Below are 20,295 nucleotides of genomic sequence, written 5' to 3'. Positions count from 1 at the left end.
TTAGATCTAAAAACTGACTTTGAGCCCAAGGTTAGCCTGAGCCTGCCACATCACATCCGACGTAATATGCCATAGGCAATCATCTTCATTGCAAAACAGCGAAGTGTCACTGTTGATAAACGTCGCATAACCCCGAATATCCGCAAACAGGCCAAAGTGTGGCGTCACTTGATACTCTACCCCGCCACCAATTCCCATGGAGAAACGCGTTTCGCTCGACCAACCGCTAGGCAGCATGCGGGTGATCCCCGCGCTGGCGGTGACATAAGGCTGGATATCGCCACGGGGGAAATATAAAGTGCCACCCAAGTGGATGTAATCTAAATCTAACGAGGTAAGAAAGTCTGGCGTAAACAAGCCGCCACTTTTCAGTTCAGAGGCTTGATGACTATATAAAAGATAAATATTACCGGGATCATTGGTGCCAATACCCACCATCAAACCGTAATGACTCGACTCCTCAACCTTCACATCGGCCTTATCACCAGTTTGATCTGTGTTGACCTCATATTGATTCACATCAAATTGACCGCCCCCCAGACTATAACCACCAAAAGGAGCGATAAATACCTCGGCCTGCGTAGACATAGCCACAGGTAACAAACTCGCCAACAGCAACAAACGGTAAGTGTTTTTCATAATGAATTCCTTATCTTTTACAAAAACCAATTTAATCAAGGCTAACGCATACCGCGCTCAGACTTGACTCTGTCATAGGCTGCTTGAATATCCTGAGCCTTACGATTAGCGAGCTCCATCATTTCCGGTGGCAACCCTTTCGCCACTAACTTATCGGGATGATGTTCATTCATCAATTTACGGTAAGCCCGTTTAACTTCTTGGTCGCTAGCTTCGTTCGTAATGCCAAGTAAACTGTAGGCATCAGTAATCGATGTTTTATTGCCACTCGATGTTTGATGGAAACGAAACTCCGCCTGCCAGCGTTTAAGTAATTCATCTAACTGCGCTCGACCATAACCTAACTCTTGAGCAATCGTCATCAAGATAGCGTGCTCAGCAGGATCCAATTCACCATCAGACAGTGCCGTTTGGATCTGGATTTCGATGAACATCTGCACTAACTCTTTGCGTCCCATCGTAATAACACGGAAAGCTTGTAAGCTGCTGCACAAATCAAAATCCGCCGATTTACCCTCACGAAATGCCTGTTGCGCCTCTTTACGGGCTTCCCCCGTTAAACGCATTTGATCCATTAATAAGGTCGCAATGCGAATATCGGTTTCGGTAACATGTCCTGATGCTTTCGCCACATGCCCCATTACTGCAAATGTGGTATTAAAGAAAATGGCTTGGCGATTCTTAGCCTGCCCTAGAATCTGTCGAAAACCCACGCCCGATGCCGCACGCTTATCGTAAAGATGACCGAGCCACAAACCTAGCAGTGCACCAAAAATACGGCCGAACATAAAGCCAATGACAAATCCAAAAAACTTACCCCAAAGCCGCATCTTATTTCCTGATTTCTATTATGTATTTGATGCACTAGCTTAATCCTATGGATATGCCAGCACCGAAATTTACTTGTTACTTTGTAACCTTAGTTCAAGCGCTTGCAATCGTGCAATGGTACCGACATCACACCAAAATCCATTAAACAAGGCACCACTAACTCTGTCTTGAGCCATTTGCGATCTCAACAACGGACCCAGTGCAAAGGCGCCCTGCGGCGTGTCATGAAATAGCGCAGGGTGATAAATGCCCATGCCCGAAAACGTGTGCTTAACATCGCCACGCTCCTGCACTTGATGACCATTCAAAGCAAAATCGCCATTTGGATGATGCTCAGGATTAGGCACTAACCATAAGTGAGCGAGCCTATCCGCCGCAGCCAGTTGCGTGATTGGCGGTAAAGCATCAATAAACACATCACCATTAATCACTAAAAAAGGTTCGTCGCTTCCGTCCTCACACAATAAAGGCAAAGCGCGTTTAATGCCGCCGCCGGTTTCAAGCGCACTCTCTTCTGCGCTATACCGAATGCGCACCCCAAAAGTGCTGCCATCGCCCAGTGCTTCGACTAACTTATGCCCTAGCCAAGCATGGTTGATGACGATATCGACTATGCCTATCGCGGCAAGTTTTTCAATATGATAAACAATCAGTGGCTTACCTAACACTGGCACCATAGGTTTAGGCAAACTGTCCGTTAACGGCCGTAACCTTTCCCCTCGTCCAGCGGCCAAGATCATGGCTTTCATTGCTTAACCTCAGATGAAGACTGACTCACACTAAACGCAGGTAACACACGACGAGTTAACCAGTGTGCAAATGGCACGAGTTCGGGATACTGCAGCGAGATGTCGACAATATACGTTAATGTCAGTGGAATATCCGCCATATACGCAGGTTTACTATCGCGATAATTTAACCGTGCAAAAATCCCCACAGCCTTAATGTGGCGCTGTAAGCCCATGAGATCAAACCAAGTTTGATATTGCTCAAAAGGAGTCTGTGCGGGAATAAAACCAAGCGCTAATGCTTGCTGATAATGATACCGCATCAAGTCTGCAACTAACGGCTGCGGCCAACGAATATAACAATCGCGTAGTAGTGATACCGCATCGTAAGTCACAGGACCAACGACAGCATCCTGAAAATCAATCACGCACAGCTTGTCAGCTTGCAGCATAAGATTACGGCTATGGAAATCCCTATGCATTCCCACACTAGGCTGAGATAGCGCATTGCCGACGAGGCGATCAAAAGTATCATTCAGCAATTGCAACTCTGCCGCGTCCAAAGACAAATTAAGATGTGTTCCTAACAGCCACTCAGTAAAAATGTGTAATTCACGGCGCACAAAGGCTTCATCGTAGTTAGGTAATGCCTGTACTAAACCGCTATCAAGATTCTTACACTCAATTACAGCGGCCACTTGCGGTAATAAATCGAGCGCCTGACGGTAAAACCGTTCCACATTTTGTACCGTCAATACAGATAAGAGTTGGGTATCGCCCAAATCACTCATCAACATAAAACCCAAATCGGCATCGGCGTGGATTACTTTTGGAACTGTCAGTCCCACGGCTGAATAAGCATTCGACAGTGCAATAAACGGGGCGATAGGCACTAACTGAGGCGGAGAATCGGCGGCGATAAAGGTAGCATCAGGCATCGAAATCCGAAAGTAACGCCTAAAACTTGCGTCTCCGGAAATCAACACAGGCATCGCCTCACAGGAAAAATAAGCATTCAGCCACTGATTAAGGGAAAGAAATCTCGGATCGGATAAAGTCATTTCATGGCTCTTAAAGAAAAATTGCTTTATTATAGCTGGCATAGAATTTGGAAACAGCTAAGAAATTGAGAGATTTATTAAGCGATGTTGCGTTTGTCAATTGCAACTTTCCCCATCCATACTTGTCCAGAATAAGAAATCATAATTACTGACCTAAAGATGCAGATCCGATACCTTCTGGCCCTGAGCCTGTTACCGCAATTAGTCCTGGCAGACGACTCTCTAACCGCTTCGGCATCCCAATGCTTAATCGAACCGCCAGTACCCCGTATCGTATCTCAAACCCAAGGGATGAGTGCGGCTGAACTCAACAAAATTCGTATTGCGTCTGATAACACCAATGCCGAAATGGGGAAGCAGGCGATTTTCCGTGGCGATGTGGTTTTTAGCCAGGGCGATAGGCACATAGCTGCCGATGAGGCGATTTTAGATCAAGCTACTGAACAGTTTGATGCCAATGGTAATTTAGTCTTTCAAGACAGTAACTTCACCGTTACAGCCGAATCCTTACAAGCTCAAATGCGGACAAACCGTGCCACCCTTAAAGGCGCACAATATTGGATCCATGGCCAACAAGTTCACGGTGATGCCGAAAAACTGCAAATTACTATCAATAACAATTTAATTTTAACGAATACCAACTTCACTACTTGCCCTCCTGACAATGTGTCTTGGCTACTCGAGGCCGAAAAGATCAAGATCAACAGTGAAGAAGAATGGGGCGAAATTTGGAATGCCAAACTAAGAATTGGTGGTGTACCTGTATTCTATATCCCCTACATGACAGTCCCCGTTTCAGACAAACGTAAATCTGGCTTTCTCTACCCTAGTTTTAGCACTAGCACTACTGATGGTGTCGAAATTTCCGCACCCTATTATTGGAATATTGCCCCAGAGTACGATTTAACATTTACACCTAGCTATATGTCAAACCGTGGTTTATTCACTAAAACAGAGTTTGGTTATCTGGCGGGTGAGGCCCAAAATGGCCGAGTCAATTTAGAATATCTAGGCAATGACAAATTGATCGATGGTAGCCCGAATCGCTACTTATATAACTGGCAGCATCAAGGGGCGATCGACAAAAATTGGCGCGTATTAGCGAATTTTACCGATGTATCAGATAACAATTATTTCAATGACTTAAAGTCAGATGTTAACCGTGCAACCGATAACCAGTTATCACGCATAGGTGAAATCAGCTACTTCGAAAGTAACTGGGATCTAAGCACCCGAGTACAAGATATTAAAGTACTGGGTGAGGATGAAAAACCATATCAAGTCATGCCTCAGGTTAACTTTAACTATCGCGCTGCTGATTTTTGGAACAATTTAGATTTTGGTTTCAATTCGGAGCTAACGAATTTTGCCCATCAGGACAACAATGTTAATACGGCGACTCGTTTGTACATGTCACCAAGCGTAACTCTGCCAATACATGGGCCTTCAGGCTCGCTCACCAGTCAAGTTAAGTTGATGCAGACCAATTATTGGCAGCATAACGAAGATCCAGACATAGTTGTTGACGACACAGTGAATCGCACCATCCCGCAGGTACGGATTAATGGTCAAATCAACTTCGAACGTTTTACTGAGCTTTTCGATCAAAACTACCGCCAAACGCTCGAGCCACAATTTCAATATCTTTATGTCGGCTACGAAGATCAACGCAACATAGGCATTTATGATACGGCTCAATTACAGGACGACTACTTTGGTCTATTCCGTGATCGTCGCTTCTCGGGTCTGGATCGGATTTCCGATGCAAATCAAGTCACTCTAGGTGTTACTACACGCCTGTTTGATAGTCACAACCAAGAAGCCACTAAATTCAGCCTAGGACAAATTTTTTACCTGCAAGACAGTAAAGTCGGTTACGAAGACAGTATTTTTGAGTCTAATCAATCAACTTCAGTACTTGCTGCAGAGTTAGATACCCGCTTGTCCCATGATTGGTATATGGGGGCTGCGATTCAGTACGATACCAACACCAGTGACAATAAAAAATCTGAAGTCACCTTAGATTTCAGACCTGAAGCGAATAAATTGCTGCAATTTAGCTATCGCTATGTCCCAGATTTATTGAACTCAAATACCAATGATACAGTGAACATCTCCCAAGCGGGCGTTCGTGGCGCTTGGCCAATCAGTGACGACCTCTACTTTGTTGGTAATTGGTATTATGACCTTAACGAAAGTCGCAGTATTGAAACTTACACAGGTATCCAGTACGAATCATGCTGTTACGCAGTAAGACTTAGTTATCATTACCGCATTAAAACCAACTATGACGACAATATAGGTTCTGCCACAATTGATCCTCGCGAACAGTTTGATAGTGGTATCTACCTGAACTTAATCATTAAGGGACTCGGTGGTTCTGGCCCATTAGGCGTATCCGATATGCTCAATGACGGCCTGTTTAACTACAGAAAACCGCTTTATCTGAGGAATTAGCAAAGAATTGTGATAGATTGCTGAACCTCAACAAGGACTCAGAGTCCAAACAGATTAATGAGTGCTTTACCGTTCACCTTTTGCTAAAGCGAATAAAAGCGGATCTTAAGGTCTAACCTTGCACTCAAATGCGTCGCCAAAAAATTACATTAGGGCAACTCACTGTAATTTCGATATAAATGGTAAAGTTATTTCAATTAAGCCGTCGAACCTGACCTTAGAACGTGCCAAGGATTTTGTGGATGAAACCCAGTAAACATCTGATTTTTGCTTTATTTGCACTCGCGATCAGCCAACCTACATTGGCCGCACCCCAGCCGCTCGACCGCGTTGCAGTCCAAATTAACGACGGCATAGTGCTCGAAAGTGAAATCACTAACATGATTGACACTGTTAAAGCGAATGCCAAAGCAGCAAACCAATCGTTACCTTCTGACAGTGCCCTGCGCACTCAGGTGATTGAGCGTTTAATCTTAACTCGCCTACAATTGCAAATGGCCAGTCGTATAGGGCTGAATATTGGTGACTTACAACTAGACCAAGCGATTGAAAACATCGCGCGTGAACAAAAAATGTCTGTCGCGCAGATGCAACAAAAAATTGAAAGCGAAGGTTTAAGTTTCAGTCAATACCGCGAACAATTGCGCGAAGAAATCACTCTAGGTGAAATTCAACGTATTCAAGTACAACGCCGTATTCAAGTATCACCACAGGAAATTACTAGCCTAGTCAAACTCATCCAAGAACAAGGGATGAAAGATGTGGAATACCAAATTGGCCACATCCTGATTGACGTGCCTAATAACCCCACCAGTGAACAACTCGAAGCATCAAGCAAACGCGCCAATATCGTATTAGAACGTTTGAAGAGTGGTGAGGATTTCCGTCGTACCGCTATCGCTTCTTCTTCAGGTCCTAAAGCACTCGAAGGCGGTATTTGGGATTATATGAACATCAACGAAATGCCAACTCTGTTCGCCGAAGTGATCAACGGTGCGAAAATGGGTGACATTATCGGCCCGATTAAGAGTGGCGCAGGTTTCCATATTATTAAGATCATGGATGCTCGCGGCCTACAAACCAAAGAAATCGAAGAAGTTAGAGCGCGCCACATTTTGCTCAAGCCATCGCCGATCCTGTCAGAAGACCGCGCTAAAGCCATGCTTGAGCAATTCCTGAAACAAATCCGCTCAGGTGAAGCTAAGTTTGAAGACCTAGCGCGTCAGTACTCAGAAGATCCCGGTTCGGCCACAAAAGGTGGCGAATTAGGTTGGGCAGAACCAAGCATTTACGTTCCTGAGTTTGCTCAAACGCTCAACAGCTTGAAAAACGACCAAATTAGTGAGCCATTCCGTACGACTCACGGTTGGCATATCACTCAGTTAGAAGAACGCAGAAAAACCGACGCCACGGATCAGTTCAATAGCAACCGTGCGCACCAGTTGATCTTCCGTCGCAAATTTAACGAAGAACTGCAAAACTGGCTAGACGAAATGCGTTCAGACGCATACATTGAAATCTTCCAGCCAGAGACCAATCGAGGTTAATTCTAATTGAGCACTAAACGTATTGCCGTTACCCCAGGCGAACCCGCAGGTATTGGCCCCGATTTAGTCGTACAACTCGCTCAGCAGGCTTGGCCTGCTGAGTTAGTCGTTTGTGCGGATCCAGAATTACTTGCGAGCCGTGCGAAACGACTCGGTTTGCAAGTGACTTTCCGCCCTTACCAGCCAAATCAAGCTCCTAAACCGCAAGAAGCGGGCACATTAACCATAGCGCCCTTTAAGTTAGTGAGCGAATCGATTTGCGGTCAGCTCGATGAGCAAAACAGCACTTATGTAGTTGAAACCTTGCGTTATGCGGGCGAGAAAAACATGAGCGGCGAGTTTGATGCTGTCGTGACAGGCCCAGTGCATAAAGGCATTATCAATCAAGCAGGTATTTCCTTTAGTGGCCATACTGAGTTTTTTGCCCATCAAGCAAATTGCCCCGATGTAGTGATGATGCTGGCAACGCCGGGTTTGCAAGTGGCACTCGTGACCACCCATATTCCTCTGGCCTATGTTGCAAAAGCCATAACACGCCAACGCTTACAGCATATTATCAAGATTCTACATGCCGATCTCATCAGCAAATTTGGCATAGTTTCACCGAAAATTTATGTCTGTGGTCTCAATCCACACGCTGGTGAAGACGGCCATTTAGGGCGTGAAGAAATCGACGTGATTATTCCTGCACTCAACGAGTTGCGAGAAGAGTTCCAAATGAATATTGTCGGCCCATTACCGGCCGATACCCTGTTCCAACCTAAATATTTACAGGACGCCGATGTCGTCTTGGCCATGTACCATGACCAAGGACTTCCCGTTCTCAAGTCACAAGGATTTGGCAAATCGGTAAACATCACCTTAGGTTTACCTTATATTCGTACCTCGGTTGACCACGGTACGGCGCTCGATCTCGCGGGTACAGGCAAGGCCGATATTGGCAGTTTTGTCTGTGCTCTGAATAAAGCCATTGAGTTATCCTCAAAGAACTAAACGATTACATTATTAATGAGCAACAAAGTACATTTAGGCCACACGGCCAGAAAGCGTTTCGGACAAAACTTCCTTACCGACGGCAATGTGATTGACCGCATTGTGGGTGCAATTGCACCCGATAATCACCATGTGATGGTCGAAATCGGCCCTGGCCTTGGTGCCTTAACTGAACCTGTAGCCGATGCTGTGGATAATCTGACTGTCGTCGAACTCGACCGCGATCTGGTTGAACGCTTACATCAACACCCAGTCCTTAAAAATAAACTGACTATTCACCAAGGTGATGCACTGCAGTTTGATTTTGGCCAACTGAGTGTGCCTGGCAAAAAAATGAAAGTATTCGGTAACTTACCTTACAATATTTCAACGCCACTGATGTTCCACCTGTTCGAATTTGCCGAACAGATTGAAACCATGCACTTTATGCTACAAAAAGAAGTAGTCCTGCGTCTATCGGCAAGCCCTGGCTGTAAAGCCTATGGCCGTTTAACGGTCATGGCACAATACTTCTGCCAAGTGGTTCCGGTTCTCGAAGTACCGCCCCACAGCTTTACCCCTGCGCCTAAAGTGGACTCAGCAGTCGTACGCTTATTGCCATACGCCGTAAAGCCGTTCCCTTGTAAAGATGTGACCGTACTACGCCACCTTTGTACTACCGCATTCAACATGCGTCGTAAGACTCTGCGTAATAACTTAAAGCACATGTTATCTGACGATGAGTTCGAGCAGTTAGGGATTGACTCAAGTCAACGCCCAGAACAGATTAGCGTGCAGCAGTATGTTGCTATGGCTAACATGGTTTGCGATAAGAAAGCATAAATATGTCTGGGCACTTAGGTGCCCTTATACCAGAGCCTAGGAACAAGAATGAGCGCATTGGACACCTCCATTCGGGTCGAAGTCAAAACTGAGTATATAGAGCAGCAGTCCTCGCCCGAGGATGAAAAGTACCTCTTCAGTTACACCATCACTATCATCAATTTAGGTGAGCAAGCGGCTAAACTTGAAACTCGTCACTGGATAATCACTGATGCCAATGGCAACACCAGTGAAGTCCAAGGTGCCGGTGTTGTCGGTGAAACGCCAACCATTGCGCCGAATACTGCCTATCAATACACCAGTGGTACTGTGCTCGATACGCCACTTGGCATAATGCACGGCACTTATGGTATGGTCAGCGAATCGGGTGAGCGTTTCCAGGCGACAATCCGTCCCTTCCGTTTAGCGACCCCAGGCTTACTACATTAATATCGTTAGGAAAGGGGTACTGTGGCGCATTATTTTGTTGGTGATATTCAAGGCTGTTTCGCTGAGTTACAAAAATTACTAGCTAAGGTCGATTTTAATCCTTCCCGCGATGAACTCTGGGCTGTAGGTGATCTTGTTGCACGTGGACCTGACTCCTTAGCTACGCTACGTTTTTTTCGCTCCTTAGGTGATTCCGCTAAAACGGTTTTAGGTAACCACGATCTCCATCTAATGGCATTACACGGTAAGCTCAAGCGCGCTAAACCCAGCGATAATCTCACTGAAATTCTAGAATCCCCCGATATCTCAGCCTCAATTGACTGGCTGAGACAACAACCTCTTATGCGTGAATTACCTGAACACCAACTCATTATGAGTCATGCGGGTGTACCACCTCAGTGGTCGCTGGAGGTATTAAGAGAAGAATCCGCACTCGTCAGTCGCGCCCTCAAGCACGATGATTATCTTGAGACATTAATAAGCCAAATGTATTCAGATACCGCAGAGCAATGGGATCCAAGTGCAATTGGCATAGAACGCTTACGTTATTGCATCAATGCATTAACACGCATGCGCTATCTTTATGTCGATGGCCGACTTGATTTTGATTGCAAACAACCTCCTGAAAACTGTACTAATCCACAACTCAAACCTTGGTTTGAGTTTGCTTCGCCGCTGCGCCAGAGTCATACCTTAGTATTTGGCCATTGGGCTGCGTTGATGGGCAAGGTCGACGATACTAAATTAAAGGCTTTAGATACAGGCTGTTGCTGGGGTGAACACTTAACCTTATGGCATCTTGAAAAAGACCAAAAAATTACGCAAAAAAAGTTAAAAAAGAGTTAAACTAAAACAGCTTAAAGTCGATAACAGACTGAGCCGCCTAACCCTGAATATCACCCTGTTTTCATTTGGAAAAATATAATAAAAATCGGAGTATCCTATGAAATTTAATGTAGCCACCAGAGTGATTGGCGGATTTGGTATTGTCACACTTTTACTCGTGTTGCTAGGATTTACATCTTATTTAACCAACAATAGCCTAAAAGCCAGCTCTGCTATGATGCAAGAATTAAGCTTGCCCGCGCTAAAATCGACAAACCACCTTAGTGAAGCATTGAGTGAGCAACAAAGACAAATCCTGATTGCTTATAACACTCCTAGATCGGCAAATATCCCGAATATTCGTAAAGTGTTTGAAGACCACGGGACTCAGTTCAAAAACGAAATTGCCACCCTCACTCAGTTAGTCAAGAGCCAGCAGAATCTATCTTCTTTAATTGCCCAATTAAGCGGCAGCTTTGCTACCTTTGAGCGAGATAGTATTGCCATGATCGCCGAACGTGAGGCCTCATTGAGCAAGCAAGAACAGCTAGTTGAACTAAAGAAAAAGCTCGAAAATGCCGCCGATGATGCCTCATCAGAACTGCTCGATATTGTTGATTTAGAAAGCAGTCAGAATCCCGATGAGCAGAGTCTTGCTGCATCAGCCAGCGCTATTGATACTAGTCTCGGAAATATCATCACTACTATTGCAGATTTAGTAACGAATGACGAAGACAGTAAGCACGAACTGATCTCAAAGGAACTTGACTATATTATCAGCGAAACCAAGAACAAACTTGAATATGTGAATCGTCACGGTCAAGGTATTGTCGAAGCGGATACCTTAAGCTCGGTCACTAAAGATATCGAAAAAGTATTAGCGCTCGTCACCGGTCCGCAATCTATGTTGCTGCTAAAATCGAGTCAGCTCTCCCACTCCAAAGAAGCTGTGATAAAACTAGGCATTATCGAAAATGATGTGAAAGTCATCAATTCCAACATGAATGATGTCAGCGATAACATCGAACTTGTTGCCGCGAACATGAGCAATGACACTATAGCCAAGATTGACTCTGCTAGCATACAAACCATGATTGTCGTGTTAATAGCAATCGTTGTCGCTGTGATTGTGAGTTTTGCTGTGGTGAATCCGTTAAAACGCTCACTCAGCCAAGTGAACAATGCCCTGAACGTCTTAGCCTCAGGCAACCTTACCCATAAACTAGATGACTCTGGACACGATGAATTTGCCGAACTAGCAAAAAACTGTAATCGTCTCGTCGATAGCTTACGCAGTTTAATCATAGGTATTTTAGATAGGTCAAATCAACTTGCCGCGGCAGCCGAACAAACATCAGCAATCACAGCGCAAACCACCTCAGGCATACAAGAACAAAAAAGCCAAGTTGACCAAGTGGCTACTGCGACAACTGAACTTAGCTCTAGTGCTCAGCAGGTGTCTTTAAGTGCCAATCAAGCCCTTGAGCAAATCAAACAGGCTGATCAAGAAACTCAGCACATGCGTGCCATTGCACAAGAGAACAAACTGACTATTTTGGCTTTAGCCGATGAAGTGGCCAAAGCGGGTGTTGTGATTAATAAAGTGCAGTCGGACAGCGCCTCTATTGGCTCAATTTTGGATGTGATCCGTGGTATTGCAGAACAGACTAACCTACTCGCCCTTAACGCCGCTATTGAAGCCGCCCGTGCGGGTGAACAAGGTCGTGGTTTTGCGGTAGTTGCCGATGAAGTGCGTAGTTTAGCCTCACGCACTCAAGTGTCGACCCGAGAGATCCAACAGATGATCGAAGTGTTGCAGCAAGGTGCAGAGCAAGCCGTTGCCGCCATGGATATGGGGCGCGCTCAAGCCAACGCCTGTGTTGAAAAAACGGAGCAAGCCAACATTGCCCTCGAGACCATCAGCCAATCTGTGCATAAGGCCTATGATTCTGGCACCCATATCGCCCATGCTGCGCAGGAACAGAATTTAGTAAGCCAGCAAGTTTCTGAAAAACTAGAGCATATTGCAGCAATTTCAGAAGAAACCGCTATCGGTGCAGATCAAACGGCTCAGTCTAGCCATCAAGTCGCCAAATTAGCCGAAGAACTCCAAGCTTCGGTCGGTGAATTTAGAGTCTAATGTTTATCACCACTAAAACCTAGGGTCGCTTAGCGGCCCTTTTTTTTGAGACGAATTCACTTTCCTATCTTACTGACGACTCGAACTGTCCGGCCTTTGCACAAATTAAGGCCATAAAAAATGCCAAACTTAAGTTTGGCATTTTTATCTAGCTTAATGCTAGATACTTGATATTAGACGTTTAATATAACGTAGCAGCAAATAGGGCTAAAGTGCCGCTAAGTTCAAATCCGCATTACTCTTCTTCACCGCCCGCAGCAGCACCAAGACGCTCTTTCACTGCAGCAGTAATTGGGCTAGCACCATGACCGTTTGCTTCAGCCCAAGCTTGGATTGTCATCCCATCAGCTTCAGCAACACTCAATTCAGTCGCCGACAAACGCTTAGCCACAAACTCACCGGTATCGTTCGCACTCGCACCGTAAGCGGTGCGCAATAGACTTGCACCATCGCAACTGATACCACTGTAAATCTGACGTAACTTAACGCGGCTTTCTTTTAACTTTTTACGTAAGCGGTTTTTGTCGTTAGCTTTTACATAATCACAAAGACTCGCTACGAGTGGATCTTCCCCCGCAACAGCAGAGGTTGGTACAGCAATAGAACTAAATCCAATTAACGCAGCCAAGGCCACAGGCATAAGACGCATCCGATACTCCTTAATACTTTCTTATAGTTTTATTATCAATTCTGTATGGGCTGCATCTATTGTCTAAATGATATTGACCTCTTGGCTTTAGCTCTCGTTCGAAATCTAGGATAACGAAATAGGCTATCTCTTTCCGTGAAAACTAAATGTCCGATATGATGCAATACGTTAGATAAACTGACGCCCCATACACACAGGGTACACAACAGAAGCTGCAATTTAACATTTTTTTACCAAATTGATAAAGCGATATTCCAAACCAGCAGCATTTATACTCGACAAAGATTCAGTTTCCTTCCAAGTCCCATCGTCCCAGTGGGGGAAAAATGTATCGCCTTCCACCTCAAGATTGATTTGCGTCAAATATAAGATATCGGCGCAGGGCAATAACTCGGCATAAAGCTGGCCACCACCTATAACCACTAACTCTTCACACTCACCAGCAGCTTGTTTAGCAGCATCAAACGAGGTCACACAGGTCACCCCCTCAATCACCAGATCCGTTTGGCGTGAAATCACTATATTATGTCGACCAGGAAGGGGCCTACCGATTGACTCAAAGGTCTTACGTCCCATCACAACAGGCTTGCCTAGGGTCATCGCTTTAAAGTGACGTAGATCTTCTGGAAGATGCCATGGCATTTTATTATCTTTTCCGATGACTCGATTGTTTGCCATCGCGGCTATCATAGCAATGCGCATGCTCACTCCTGTTTTATAGAAATAGAATTATTGAATGACGGGACGGGTCCTGAAATACAGCAAACTCGGCATGGCCAAACCCACAGCTAACGCCCCTAGAATAAAGACAGTTTTGAGGCCATTACTAATCACTTGCCCCGTCAGTTCAGGACTAACTTGAGATTGAGCGGTCAATTGCACTAAGGCAATCACAGTATTAAATGCATAAGTGCCTGGGATCATAGGAATAATCGCAGCGACAGCATACATTAAAGGTGGCGCTAAGTGGCGCTTACCAAACCCTATGGTAATAATCCCTACTAATGCCGCGGCGGCGAAGGTTGCCCACTCGATTGGCAGACCAAACTGTAACATTAAAGTACGGGAACTATGGCCAATGGCTCCCGCTAAAGCGCAGTAAGGAAGAAATCGTTTAGGAACATTAAATACCATAGCAAATCCTACGGCGGGAATTGCTGAGAAAAAAGCATCGTGCAGCAGCGTTATCAGTAATTCCATCATAGGAAAATTCCGCCGATCTGCATCGCAATCGTAATGCCAATCACAGAAGAAACGGTCAGCAAAGTAGCATGACCCCAGCGGGAGATGCCAACATTCATATGCCCTTTCACCATGTCGGAAATCGCATTGATCATCGGAAAACCCGGCACCAGCATTAGCACACTCGCGGCCATAGCAGCCTTAGGCGTTTCACTCAATGCAAACACATAGCCAGTTTGAGCCAACATACTGGTGACAAAAGCCGTGACGGCAAAGTTAACTAATAAATTAAAATGCCGCTTAGCAATTGCTAAACGTACCGACATACCTACTGCCGCGGCAAAAAAAGTAATCACGCATGCAGTGAGATCGCCATTAAATAAATGACAGAAGCTAGCGCACGACAGGCCAATCATGAATACCACTAAGCTAGGAGGATAAGTTTTAGGTTCAATCCGCGCCAAGCGTTTACGCACTTCATTTGGGCCATACAGCCCCTTTTCGGCGAGTAAACAGATACGTTGTAATTCACAGACGACTGTCATGTTAATGCCATGCTCACGAATACGACGAGTAGTTGTGATACAGCGACCATGAACCAAACTGGTTAACACGAGGGAATTAGAGGAAATAGAGAGTTCTACGCTGGCAAGACCTAAAGCCTGACCTAGACGCTGGCTGATTTCTTCAACTAAATCAGATTCCGCGCCGTAGGCCAGTAGCAATTGTGCAGCACGCACAACTTGCCGAGTAATATCATTTTGAGTATCAGCGTACACAGAACTCTCAAAACTCAAAGATTACTATTATCTTTGGTAAATAACTTCTACGTCGTAGTCGTCATCATCAAAGTCGTCGTCATCATCTTCATCAACATAATCTTCATTCAATGAATCAAGGTTTGCTTGATGATAATTATCCCACTTAAACTCAACTTCACTATCTGGGTCGACTTCATTGTCTTCAGGTGGAAGACTCGCAATGTAATCGAGGAGTTTTAATGCCAACTCACTGGTACCGTCGCGGTTATAGGCGGAGATAGTATAAACATCGCCTTCCCAACCCATTTCTTTAACGATACGATCAACCTTCTCTTGCAACTCTTCTTCAAGCAACAGATCGGTTTTGTTAAAGACTAACCAACGCGGCTTACTCGCCAACTTTGGAGAATATTTCTCAAGCTCACCTACGATAGCGCGCGCAGACTCAACCGGATCGGTTCCGTCAATCGGCTCAATATCTATGATGTGCAGCAGAATACGACAACGCTCAAGATGCTTTAAGAAGCGAATACCTAAACCCGCACCATCGGCAGCGCCTTCGATGAGACCAGGAATATCCGCAATCACAAAGCTTTGTCCAGGACGTGGATTAACCACACCTAAGTTAGGCACCAGTGTTGTAAACGGATAATCAGCCACTTTCGGCGTTGCACGGGAAACCGCACGAATGAATGTCGACTTACCCGCGTTAGGCATGCCAAGCAAACCAACGTCAGCCAGCAGTAACAACTCTAATTTAAGGCTACGAACTTCACCGGGTGTGCCTAACGTCTTTTGACGTGGGGCACGGTTAGTACTGCTCTTAAAACGGGTGTTACCTAAACCATGGAAACCACCTTTGGCAACCAATAGCTTTTGACCGTGGGTTGTTAAATCCCCAAGGACTTCTTCAGTATCATGATCGACCGCGCGAGTACCAACAGGAACTTTTAAGATCAAATCTTTACCGCTATGACCAGTACAATCACGGCCACGACCATTTTCGCCACGTTCAGCCATGTGAAAACGTTCAAAACGGAACTCGATCAAAGTGTTGAAGTTTTCGTCAGCCTGCAGAAAAACACTGCCACCGTCGCCACCATCACCACCATCAGGACCACCATCAGGTACATACTTTTCGCGCCTAAAGCTAACACAACCGCTACCGCCGTCGCCTGCTTCGACCCTAATTACTGCCTCATCGACAAACTTCATACTTACTCCTGGCACCACTGAATGAAGCAATTATACCGTCTAACTTCATTGGTCGCCAAAAAACTCGAGATACTTTGCTCCCAATCTTACCTGTCAATGCTCATTCTTGGTAATCATTTACCAACTCAAGCATCTACACGGCGTAAATAGAAGCACAAAAAACAGAAAGCCCCACCAATGGCGGGGCTTTAACAGTATAAGCTAGGTTCGAAAGTTAAGCTTCGATGCTAATAAACTTACGGTTATTAGCGCCTTTAACTTCGAATTTAACTTTACCGTCAGTCAGAGCAAACAGAGTATGGTCACGACCAATACCTACGTTTACACCAGCGTGGAATTTAGTACCACGTTGACGAACAATAATGTTACCAGCTAGAACTGATTCACCGCCAAAGCGCTTAACACCTAGACGTTTACTTTCTGAATCGCGGCCGTTACGAGTAGAACCGCCAGCTTTTTTATGTGCCATGAGTTAGACTCCTATTATGCGTTGATAGCAGTAATTTTAACTTCAGTGAACCACTGACGGTGGCCCATTTTCTTGTCGTGGTGCTTACGACGACGGAACTTAACGATAGTAACTTTATCGCCACGACCGTGACTTACAACTTCAGCAACGACTTTACCGCCAGCTACTAAAGGAGCACCAACATGCACTGTTTCGCCATCAGCGATCAAAAGAACTTGATCGAACTCGATAGTTTCGCCAGTTGCAACTTCTAACTTTTCTAAACGTACTGTGTGGCCTTCAGCTACACGGTGTTGTTTACCACCACTTTGAAAAACAGCGTACATAGCTATTTTACTCCAATTCCTAACACGCGGGCTCATTCTTGGATGAGGCAGGGTGCTACAAAAACTTTATTGACAATGGGCGCGGAGTTTACGCGAAGAATCTAACTCTGGCAAGCCCTAATTAGGAAAGAATAAAAAAAGACCGGATTAACTCTCACATTAGTTGAGCTAGTGCTGTCATATGTCAGAATTTTAGGTAAAATTCATTTCATTATAACACGTGAGCCTAAACAGGGGCCGGGTACGTAATGACCCCACAACCAGAGTCTATTATGGATTTAAACGCTATTCGTCAACTGGCTGACACTGATATGCAAGCAGTCAATCAGCTGATATATAAACAGCTTGAATCAGATGTCGCCCTAATTAATCAATTAGGTTTTTACATTATTAATGGTGGTGGTAAACGTCTTCGTCCTCTGCTGTCGGTTTTAGCCGCACGTGCGGTGAGCTACGAAGGCGAAGCACATCTTAAGCTAGCGGCGATTATTGAGTTTATCCATACAGCCTCATTGCTCCACGATGATGTAGTTGATGAATCGACGTTACGCCGCGGACGAGAAACCGCCAATGCACTGTTTGGCAATAGTGCCAGTGTGCTAGTCGGGGATTTCCTTTATACCCGCTCATTCCAGATGATGACCGAACTTGACAACATGAAAGTGCTCAGAGTGTTAGCTGATACGACTAACGTGTTGGCCGAGGGTGAAGTCTTACAACTGATGAATTGCAATGACCCTGACACCACTGAAGAAAGCTATATGCGGGTCATTTATTGCAAAACAGCCAAGTTATTTGAAGCCGCGACGCTACTCGCGGGCGTGCTAGCAGGTGCAACGCCCGAGCAAGAAACCGCCTTAGGCAACTATGGTAAGTATCTCGGCACCGCCTTTCAGCTTACCGACGACTTACTCGACTATACAGCCGACAGTGACGAGCTAGGTAAGAATATTGGCGATGACCTTGCCGAAGGTAAACCGACTCTGCCACTCATCTATGCCATTGCCCATGGCACAGACGAAGAGAAACAGCTCATACGTCAAGCAATTGAGCAAGGTGATGGTACTCAGGCCATAGATAAAATCGTAGCAGCACTGCACCATTGCGGCGCGTTAAACTACACCCAACAAAAAGCAATTGAAGAATCAGAGAAAGCCATCGCGGCATTATCTGCTTTACCCGATAGCGACTATAAGCAAGCCTTAGTAACGCTAGCTAAGATTTCGGTCGACAGAAACCACTGATTGCTAACTAATGTAGTTTCGCCCCAAAAATAAAGGTCTTACTCAGTAAGACCTTTTTTATTGCTTTAACCGCAATCCTAAAATCAAACCTGCCAAAGGATCGGCGTTTCGCCTCGCTCAAGCAATAATTGATTCACTTGAGAAAAATGCCCACAACCAAAAAAACCGCGATAAGCCGATAAAGGTGAAGGATGTGGTCCTGTGAGCACTTGATGTTGCGGTGCGTTAATGACTTGACCCTTTTTAATGGCATGACTGCCCCAAAGCACGAAAATAATCGGCTGAGTCTGCCGATTTAATAATTCCAGCACCGCGGTCGTAAAGACTTCCCACCCGGCTTTTGCATGGGAATGCGCCTTGCCTTGCTCAACTGTCAGCACAGTATTGAGCATCAGTATCCCCTGCTCCGCCCATGCGGATAAATCACCATGGGATGGCACAACAAAACCTTCAATATCCGTCGCTAATTCTTTGTACATATTGGCTAAAGATGGCGGTGGTTTTATCCCGCGTTTAACCGAAAAACATAAACCATGGGCTTGATCTGGGCCGTGATAGGGATCTTGGCCAATCAAAACCACTTTGACTTGTTCAAGGGGCGTCATACTAAAAGCATTGAAAACATCAGCCTCAGATGGATAAACCACTTTCCCAGCCCTGCGTTCATTGTCAACAAATACGCTTAGTTGCTGAAAATAAGGCAAAGCTCTTTGCTCATCGATAAATGTTTGCCATGTCGCCTGAGTCACTATTTTACCTCCTCAATTCTATAATCGGGTTAGCTTAAAAGTCCTGTGGTGGCATGGCAAGTTTGCAGACCTTACCTGCCGTTAAGTAATACCACTAAACCTGCTAGGTCTCACGTTAAGACTTTCAATTTAAAACATTCGAAATTAAGTGATATAGTGCGCCCATTCTCGCACACTCTGATACGTAATGATGATCCAACATTCTGATAAATCAATTCAAAGACATCAAACGGGTTTCACCTTAATTGAACTTGTGGTGGTCATCATAGTGCTCGGTATTTTAGCCGTAGTGGCCCTGCCAAAATTTATCAATGTGCAACAAGATGCACAAATTGCAACAGTTAAAGCGGCAGGCGGAGGCTTTAAATCAGCCATCAATCTGGCACGTTCCGTATGGGCTGTAAAAGTGGGCTCAGGTCCAAAAGAGGATTTACCCGTATTTGGTACGGCACAATCCGAACAAATAGATTTCAACGCCTTCGGTTGGCCAGCACAACACTATATCCATGGCAATGAGGCCTCTCCGGCACTCGATAATGTCGAAGACTGTATATCGGTATGGGAAGTATTATTTCAAAATGCCCAGCCAAGTGTCTCGCGCTTGAATATTGATGCGACTGAAACCGACTATAAAGCCAGTTATACCGATCCTAGCCAGTGCACTTATTTGTATCGAACAAACGATAAACTGTCGATTAATTATGACTCCCATACAGGAGTCGTCATTACCGACACAGATCCCAATAGTTAATGCCTGACGATTCCTTCTTACACCAATTAAGTTAGAATCGAACTTTAATCTGTTACTTTTTTAGAGTGAACGCCATGACCGACACGAGCAGCACCACCATTTACGAACTTGCCGATCAGTTTATTGCCTTAGCCAATCAGCTAAGCCAACAAGAAGCAGACGTAGGTAAAGTTGGCACAGCACTCCGTTTTGCCGCAGCACGTTTTAATGCCTTCGAAGCCGCGATTAAATCAGCGGATCTCGGTGCAGAAAAAGAGAGCGCATTAGAATGGTTTAGCAGTGAATTCAAAGAAATGCTGAGTGACAACTTAGACGACCACATTGCCAATCCACCCATTATCCAAGAAAGTGTGGCAGAAGAAGCTGATAATTCTGTGCAAATGTTTAAAGGCTAATCACGCCTTGATTTAAAATGCATAGCCATCAACAAACACGCCATCGATTGATGGCGTGTTTGTTATTTAAAACCAATGATTT

At 45.1% G+C, this 20,295-nt stretch carries 22 protein-coding genes; 10 read left to right on the top strand and 12 right to left on the bottom strand.

Features of this window, described 5'->3' with window-relative positions:
* Nucleotides 1-6 precede the first annotated feature (6 nt).
* The 4 genes from L5M37_RS10845 to L5M37_RS10830 form a co-directional block, all read right to left on the bottom strand.
* Complete coding sequence (locus L5M37_RS10845) at nucleotides 7-639, bottom strand: outer membrane beta-barrel protein (protein WP_168825024.1); 633 nt, start codon at nucleotides 637-639, stop codon at nucleotides 7-9.
* A gap of 41 nt (nucleotides 640-680) precedes the next feature.
* Nucleotides 681-1,469, bottom strand: coding sequence for a co-chaperone DjlA (gene djlA, locus L5M37_RS10840; RefSeq protein WP_263200452.1), 789 nt, complete (start codon nucleotides 1,467-1,469; stop codon nucleotides 681-683).
* Nucleotides 1,470-1,538: 69 nt separating this feature from the next.
* Nucleotides 1,539-2,219, bottom strand: a complete 681-nt coding sequence (gene murU, locus L5M37_RS10835; protein ID WP_263200450.1) for an N-acetylmuramate alpha-1-phosphate uridylyltransferase MurU — start codon at nucleotides 2,217-2,219, stop codon at nucleotides 1,539-1,541.
* On the bottom strand, nucleotides 2,216-3,259 hold the full coding sequence (locus tag L5M37_RS10830; RefSeq protein ID WP_263200448.1) for an aminoglycoside phosphotransferase family protein: 1,044 nt from the start codon (nucleotides 3,257-3,259) through the stop codon (nucleotides 2,216-2,218). The genes murU and L5M37_RS10830 overlap by 4 nt, the downstream gene beginning before the upstream one ends.
* Nucleotides 3,260-3,418: 159 nt before the next feature.
* Here L5M37_RS10830 and lptD point away from each other — a divergent pair, with 159 nt between their 5' ends.
* The 7 genes from lptD (at nucleotide 3,419) to L5M37_RS10795 (ending at nucleotide 12,472) form a co-directional block, all read left to right on the top strand.
* A complete protein-coding gene (lptD, locus tag L5M37_RS10825; RefSeq protein WP_219250293.1) occupies nucleotides 3,419-5,716 on the top strand; it encodes an LPS assembly protein LptD in 2,298 nt (765 codons plus the stop codon).
* A gap of 242 nt (nucleotides 5,717-5,958) precedes the next feature.
* Nucleotides 5,959-7,263, top strand: coding sequence for a peptidylprolyl isomerase SurA (gene surA, locus L5M37_RS10820; RefSeq protein ID WP_105249993.1), 1,305 nt, complete (start codon nucleotides 5,959-5,961; stop codon nucleotides 7,261-7,263).
* A 6-nt stretch (nucleotides 7,264-7,269) separates the two neighbouring features.
* A complete protein-coding gene (pdxA, locus tag L5M37_RS10815) occupies nucleotides 7,270-8,256 on the top strand; it encodes a 4-hydroxythreonine-4-phosphate dehydrogenase PdxA (RefSeq protein ID WP_105249994.1) in 987 nt (328 codons plus the stop codon).
* Nucleotides 8,257-8,271: 15 nt separating this feature from the next.
* Entirely contained in the window at nucleotides 8,272-9,078 is an 807-nt protein-coding gene (gene rsmA / locus L5M37_RS10810) for a 16S rRNA (adenine(1518)-N(6)/adenine(1519)-N(6))-dimethyltransferase RsmA (RefSeq protein ID WP_028761527.1), read from the top strand.
* A 48-nt stretch (nucleotides 9,079-9,126) separates the two neighbouring features.
* Nucleotides 9,127-9,507 carry a Co2+/Mg2+ efflux protein ApaG gene (gene apaG / locus L5M37_RS10805; protein ID WP_028761528.1) on the top strand — a complete coding sequence of 127 codons (381 nt, stop codon included), beginning with the start codon at nucleotides 9,127-9,129 and terminating at the stop codon, nucleotides 9,505-9,507.
* Between the two features lie 21 nt (nucleotides 9,508-9,528).
* On the top strand, nucleotides 9,529-10,353 hold the full coding sequence (locus L5M37_RS10800) for a symmetrical bis(5'-nucleosyl)-tetraphosphatase (RefSeq protein ID WP_113939897.1): 825 nt from the start codon (nucleotides 9,529-9,531) through the stop codon (nucleotides 10,351-10,353).
* Between the two features lie 97 nt (nucleotides 10,354-10,450).
* Nucleotides 10,451-12,472: a methyl-accepting chemotaxis protein gene (locus L5M37_RS10795; RefSeq protein WP_198572988.1), complete on the top strand. Its 2,022-nt coding sequence runs from the start codon at nucleotides 10,451-10,453 to the stop codon at nucleotides 12,470-12,472.
* A 235-nt stretch (nucleotides 12,473-12,707) separates the two neighbouring features.
* Here L5M37_RS10795 and L5M37_RS10790 read toward each other — a convergent pair whose 3' ends face one another.
* The 7 genes from L5M37_RS10790 to rplU all read right to left on the bottom strand — a co-directional run bounded on the left by L5M37_RS10790 (nucleotide 12,708) and on the right by rplU (nucleotide 17,074).
* Nucleotides 12,708-13,121 carry a DUF3718 domain-containing protein gene (locus L5M37_RS10790; RefSeq protein WP_105249997.1) on the bottom strand — a complete coding sequence of 138 codons (414 nt, stop codon included), beginning with the start codon at nucleotides 13,119-13,121 and terminating at the stop codon, nucleotides 12,708-12,710.
* A gap of 219 nt (nucleotides 13,122-13,340) precedes the next feature.
* Entirely contained in the window at nucleotides 13,341-13,823 is a 483-nt protein-coding gene (gene folA / locus L5M37_RS10785; protein WP_263200446.1) for a type 3 dihydrofolate reductase, read from the bottom strand.
* 27 nt (nucleotides 13,824-13,850) lie between these two features.
* Nucleotides 13,851-14,324 (bottom strand): threonine/serine exporter family protein, encoded by a 474-nt coding sequence (locus L5M37_RS10780; RefSeq protein ID WP_113939894.1) that lies wholly within the window; start codon nucleotides 14,322-14,324, stop codon nucleotides 13,851-13,853.
* The gene (locus tag L5M37_RS10775; protein WP_263200444.1) at nucleotides 14,321-15,082 is read right to left on the bottom strand and encodes a threonine/serine exporter family protein; all 762 of its coding nucleotides are present in this window, start codon (nucleotides 15,080-15,082) and stop codon (nucleotides 14,321-14,323) included. Before L5M37_RS10775 ends, L5M37_RS10780 begins: the two co-directional genes overlap by 4 nt.
* A gap of 27 nt (nucleotides 15,083-15,109) precedes the next feature.
* On the bottom strand, nucleotides 15,110-16,279 hold the full coding sequence (gene cgtA / locus L5M37_RS10770) for an Obg family GTPase CgtA (RefSeq protein ID WP_105250000.1): 1,170 nt from the start codon (nucleotides 16,277-16,279) through the stop codon (nucleotides 15,110-15,112).
* Nucleotides 16,280-16,493: 214 nt separating this feature from the next.
* Nucleotides 16,494-16,748 carry a 50S ribosomal protein L27 gene (gene rpmA / locus L5M37_RS10765; RefSeq protein ID WP_006080527.1) on the bottom strand — a complete coding sequence of 85 codons (255 nt, stop codon included), beginning with the start codon at nucleotides 16,746-16,748 and terminating at the stop codon, nucleotides 16,494-16,496.
* 14 nt (nucleotides 16,749-16,762) lie between these two features.
* The gene (gene rplU / locus L5M37_RS10760; RefSeq protein WP_006080526.1) at nucleotides 16,763-17,074 is read right to left on the bottom strand and encodes a 50S ribosomal protein L21; all 312 of its coding nucleotides are present in this window, start codon (nucleotides 17,072-17,074) and stop codon (nucleotides 16,763-16,765) included.
* Between the two features lie 272 nt (nucleotides 17,075-17,346).
* Between rplU and ispB the strand changes: the two genes are divergently transcribed.
* On the top strand, nucleotides 17,347-18,318 hold the full coding sequence (gene ispB, locus L5M37_RS10755; RefSeq protein ID WP_049821790.1) for an octaprenyl diphosphate synthase: 972 nt from the start codon (nucleotides 17,347-17,349) through the stop codon (nucleotides 18,316-18,318).
* 83 nt (nucleotides 18,319-18,401) lie between these two features.
* Here ispB and ung read toward each other — a convergent pair whose 3' ends face one another.
* On the bottom strand, nucleotides 18,402-19,067 hold the full coding sequence (gene ung / locus L5M37_RS10750) for a uracil-DNA glycosylase (RefSeq protein ID WP_263200443.1): 666 nt from the start codon (nucleotides 19,065-19,067) through the stop codon (nucleotides 18,402-18,404).
* Nucleotides 19,068-19,254: 187 nt separating this feature from the next.
* Here ung and L5M37_RS10745 point away from each other — a divergent pair, with 187 nt between their 5' ends.
* Together L5M37_RS10745 and L5M37_RS10740 are read left to right on the top strand one after the other, a co-directional pair.
* Complete coding sequence (locus tag L5M37_RS10745) at nucleotides 19,255-19,818, top strand: Tfp pilus assembly protein FimT/FimU (RefSeq protein WP_263200442.1); 564 nt, start codon at nucleotides 19,255-19,257, stop codon at nucleotides 19,816-19,818.
* 74 nt (nucleotides 19,819-19,892) lie between these two features.
* Nucleotides 19,893-20,213, top strand: a complete 321-nt coding sequence (locus L5M37_RS10740) for a DUF3144 domain-containing protein (RefSeq protein WP_105250001.1) — start codon at nucleotides 19,893-19,895, stop codon at nucleotides 20,211-20,213.
* The last annotated feature ends 82 nt before the right edge of the window (nucleotides 20,214-20,295 follow it).

The organism is Shewanella sp. SM69 (genome assembly GCF_025653985.1).
Taxonomy (GTDB): Bacteria; Pseudomonadota; Gammaproteobacteria; order Enterobacterales; family Shewanellaceae; genus Shewanella; species Shewanella oncorhynchi.
This window is presented reverse-complemented; position numbering and strand designations above follow the sequence as displayed.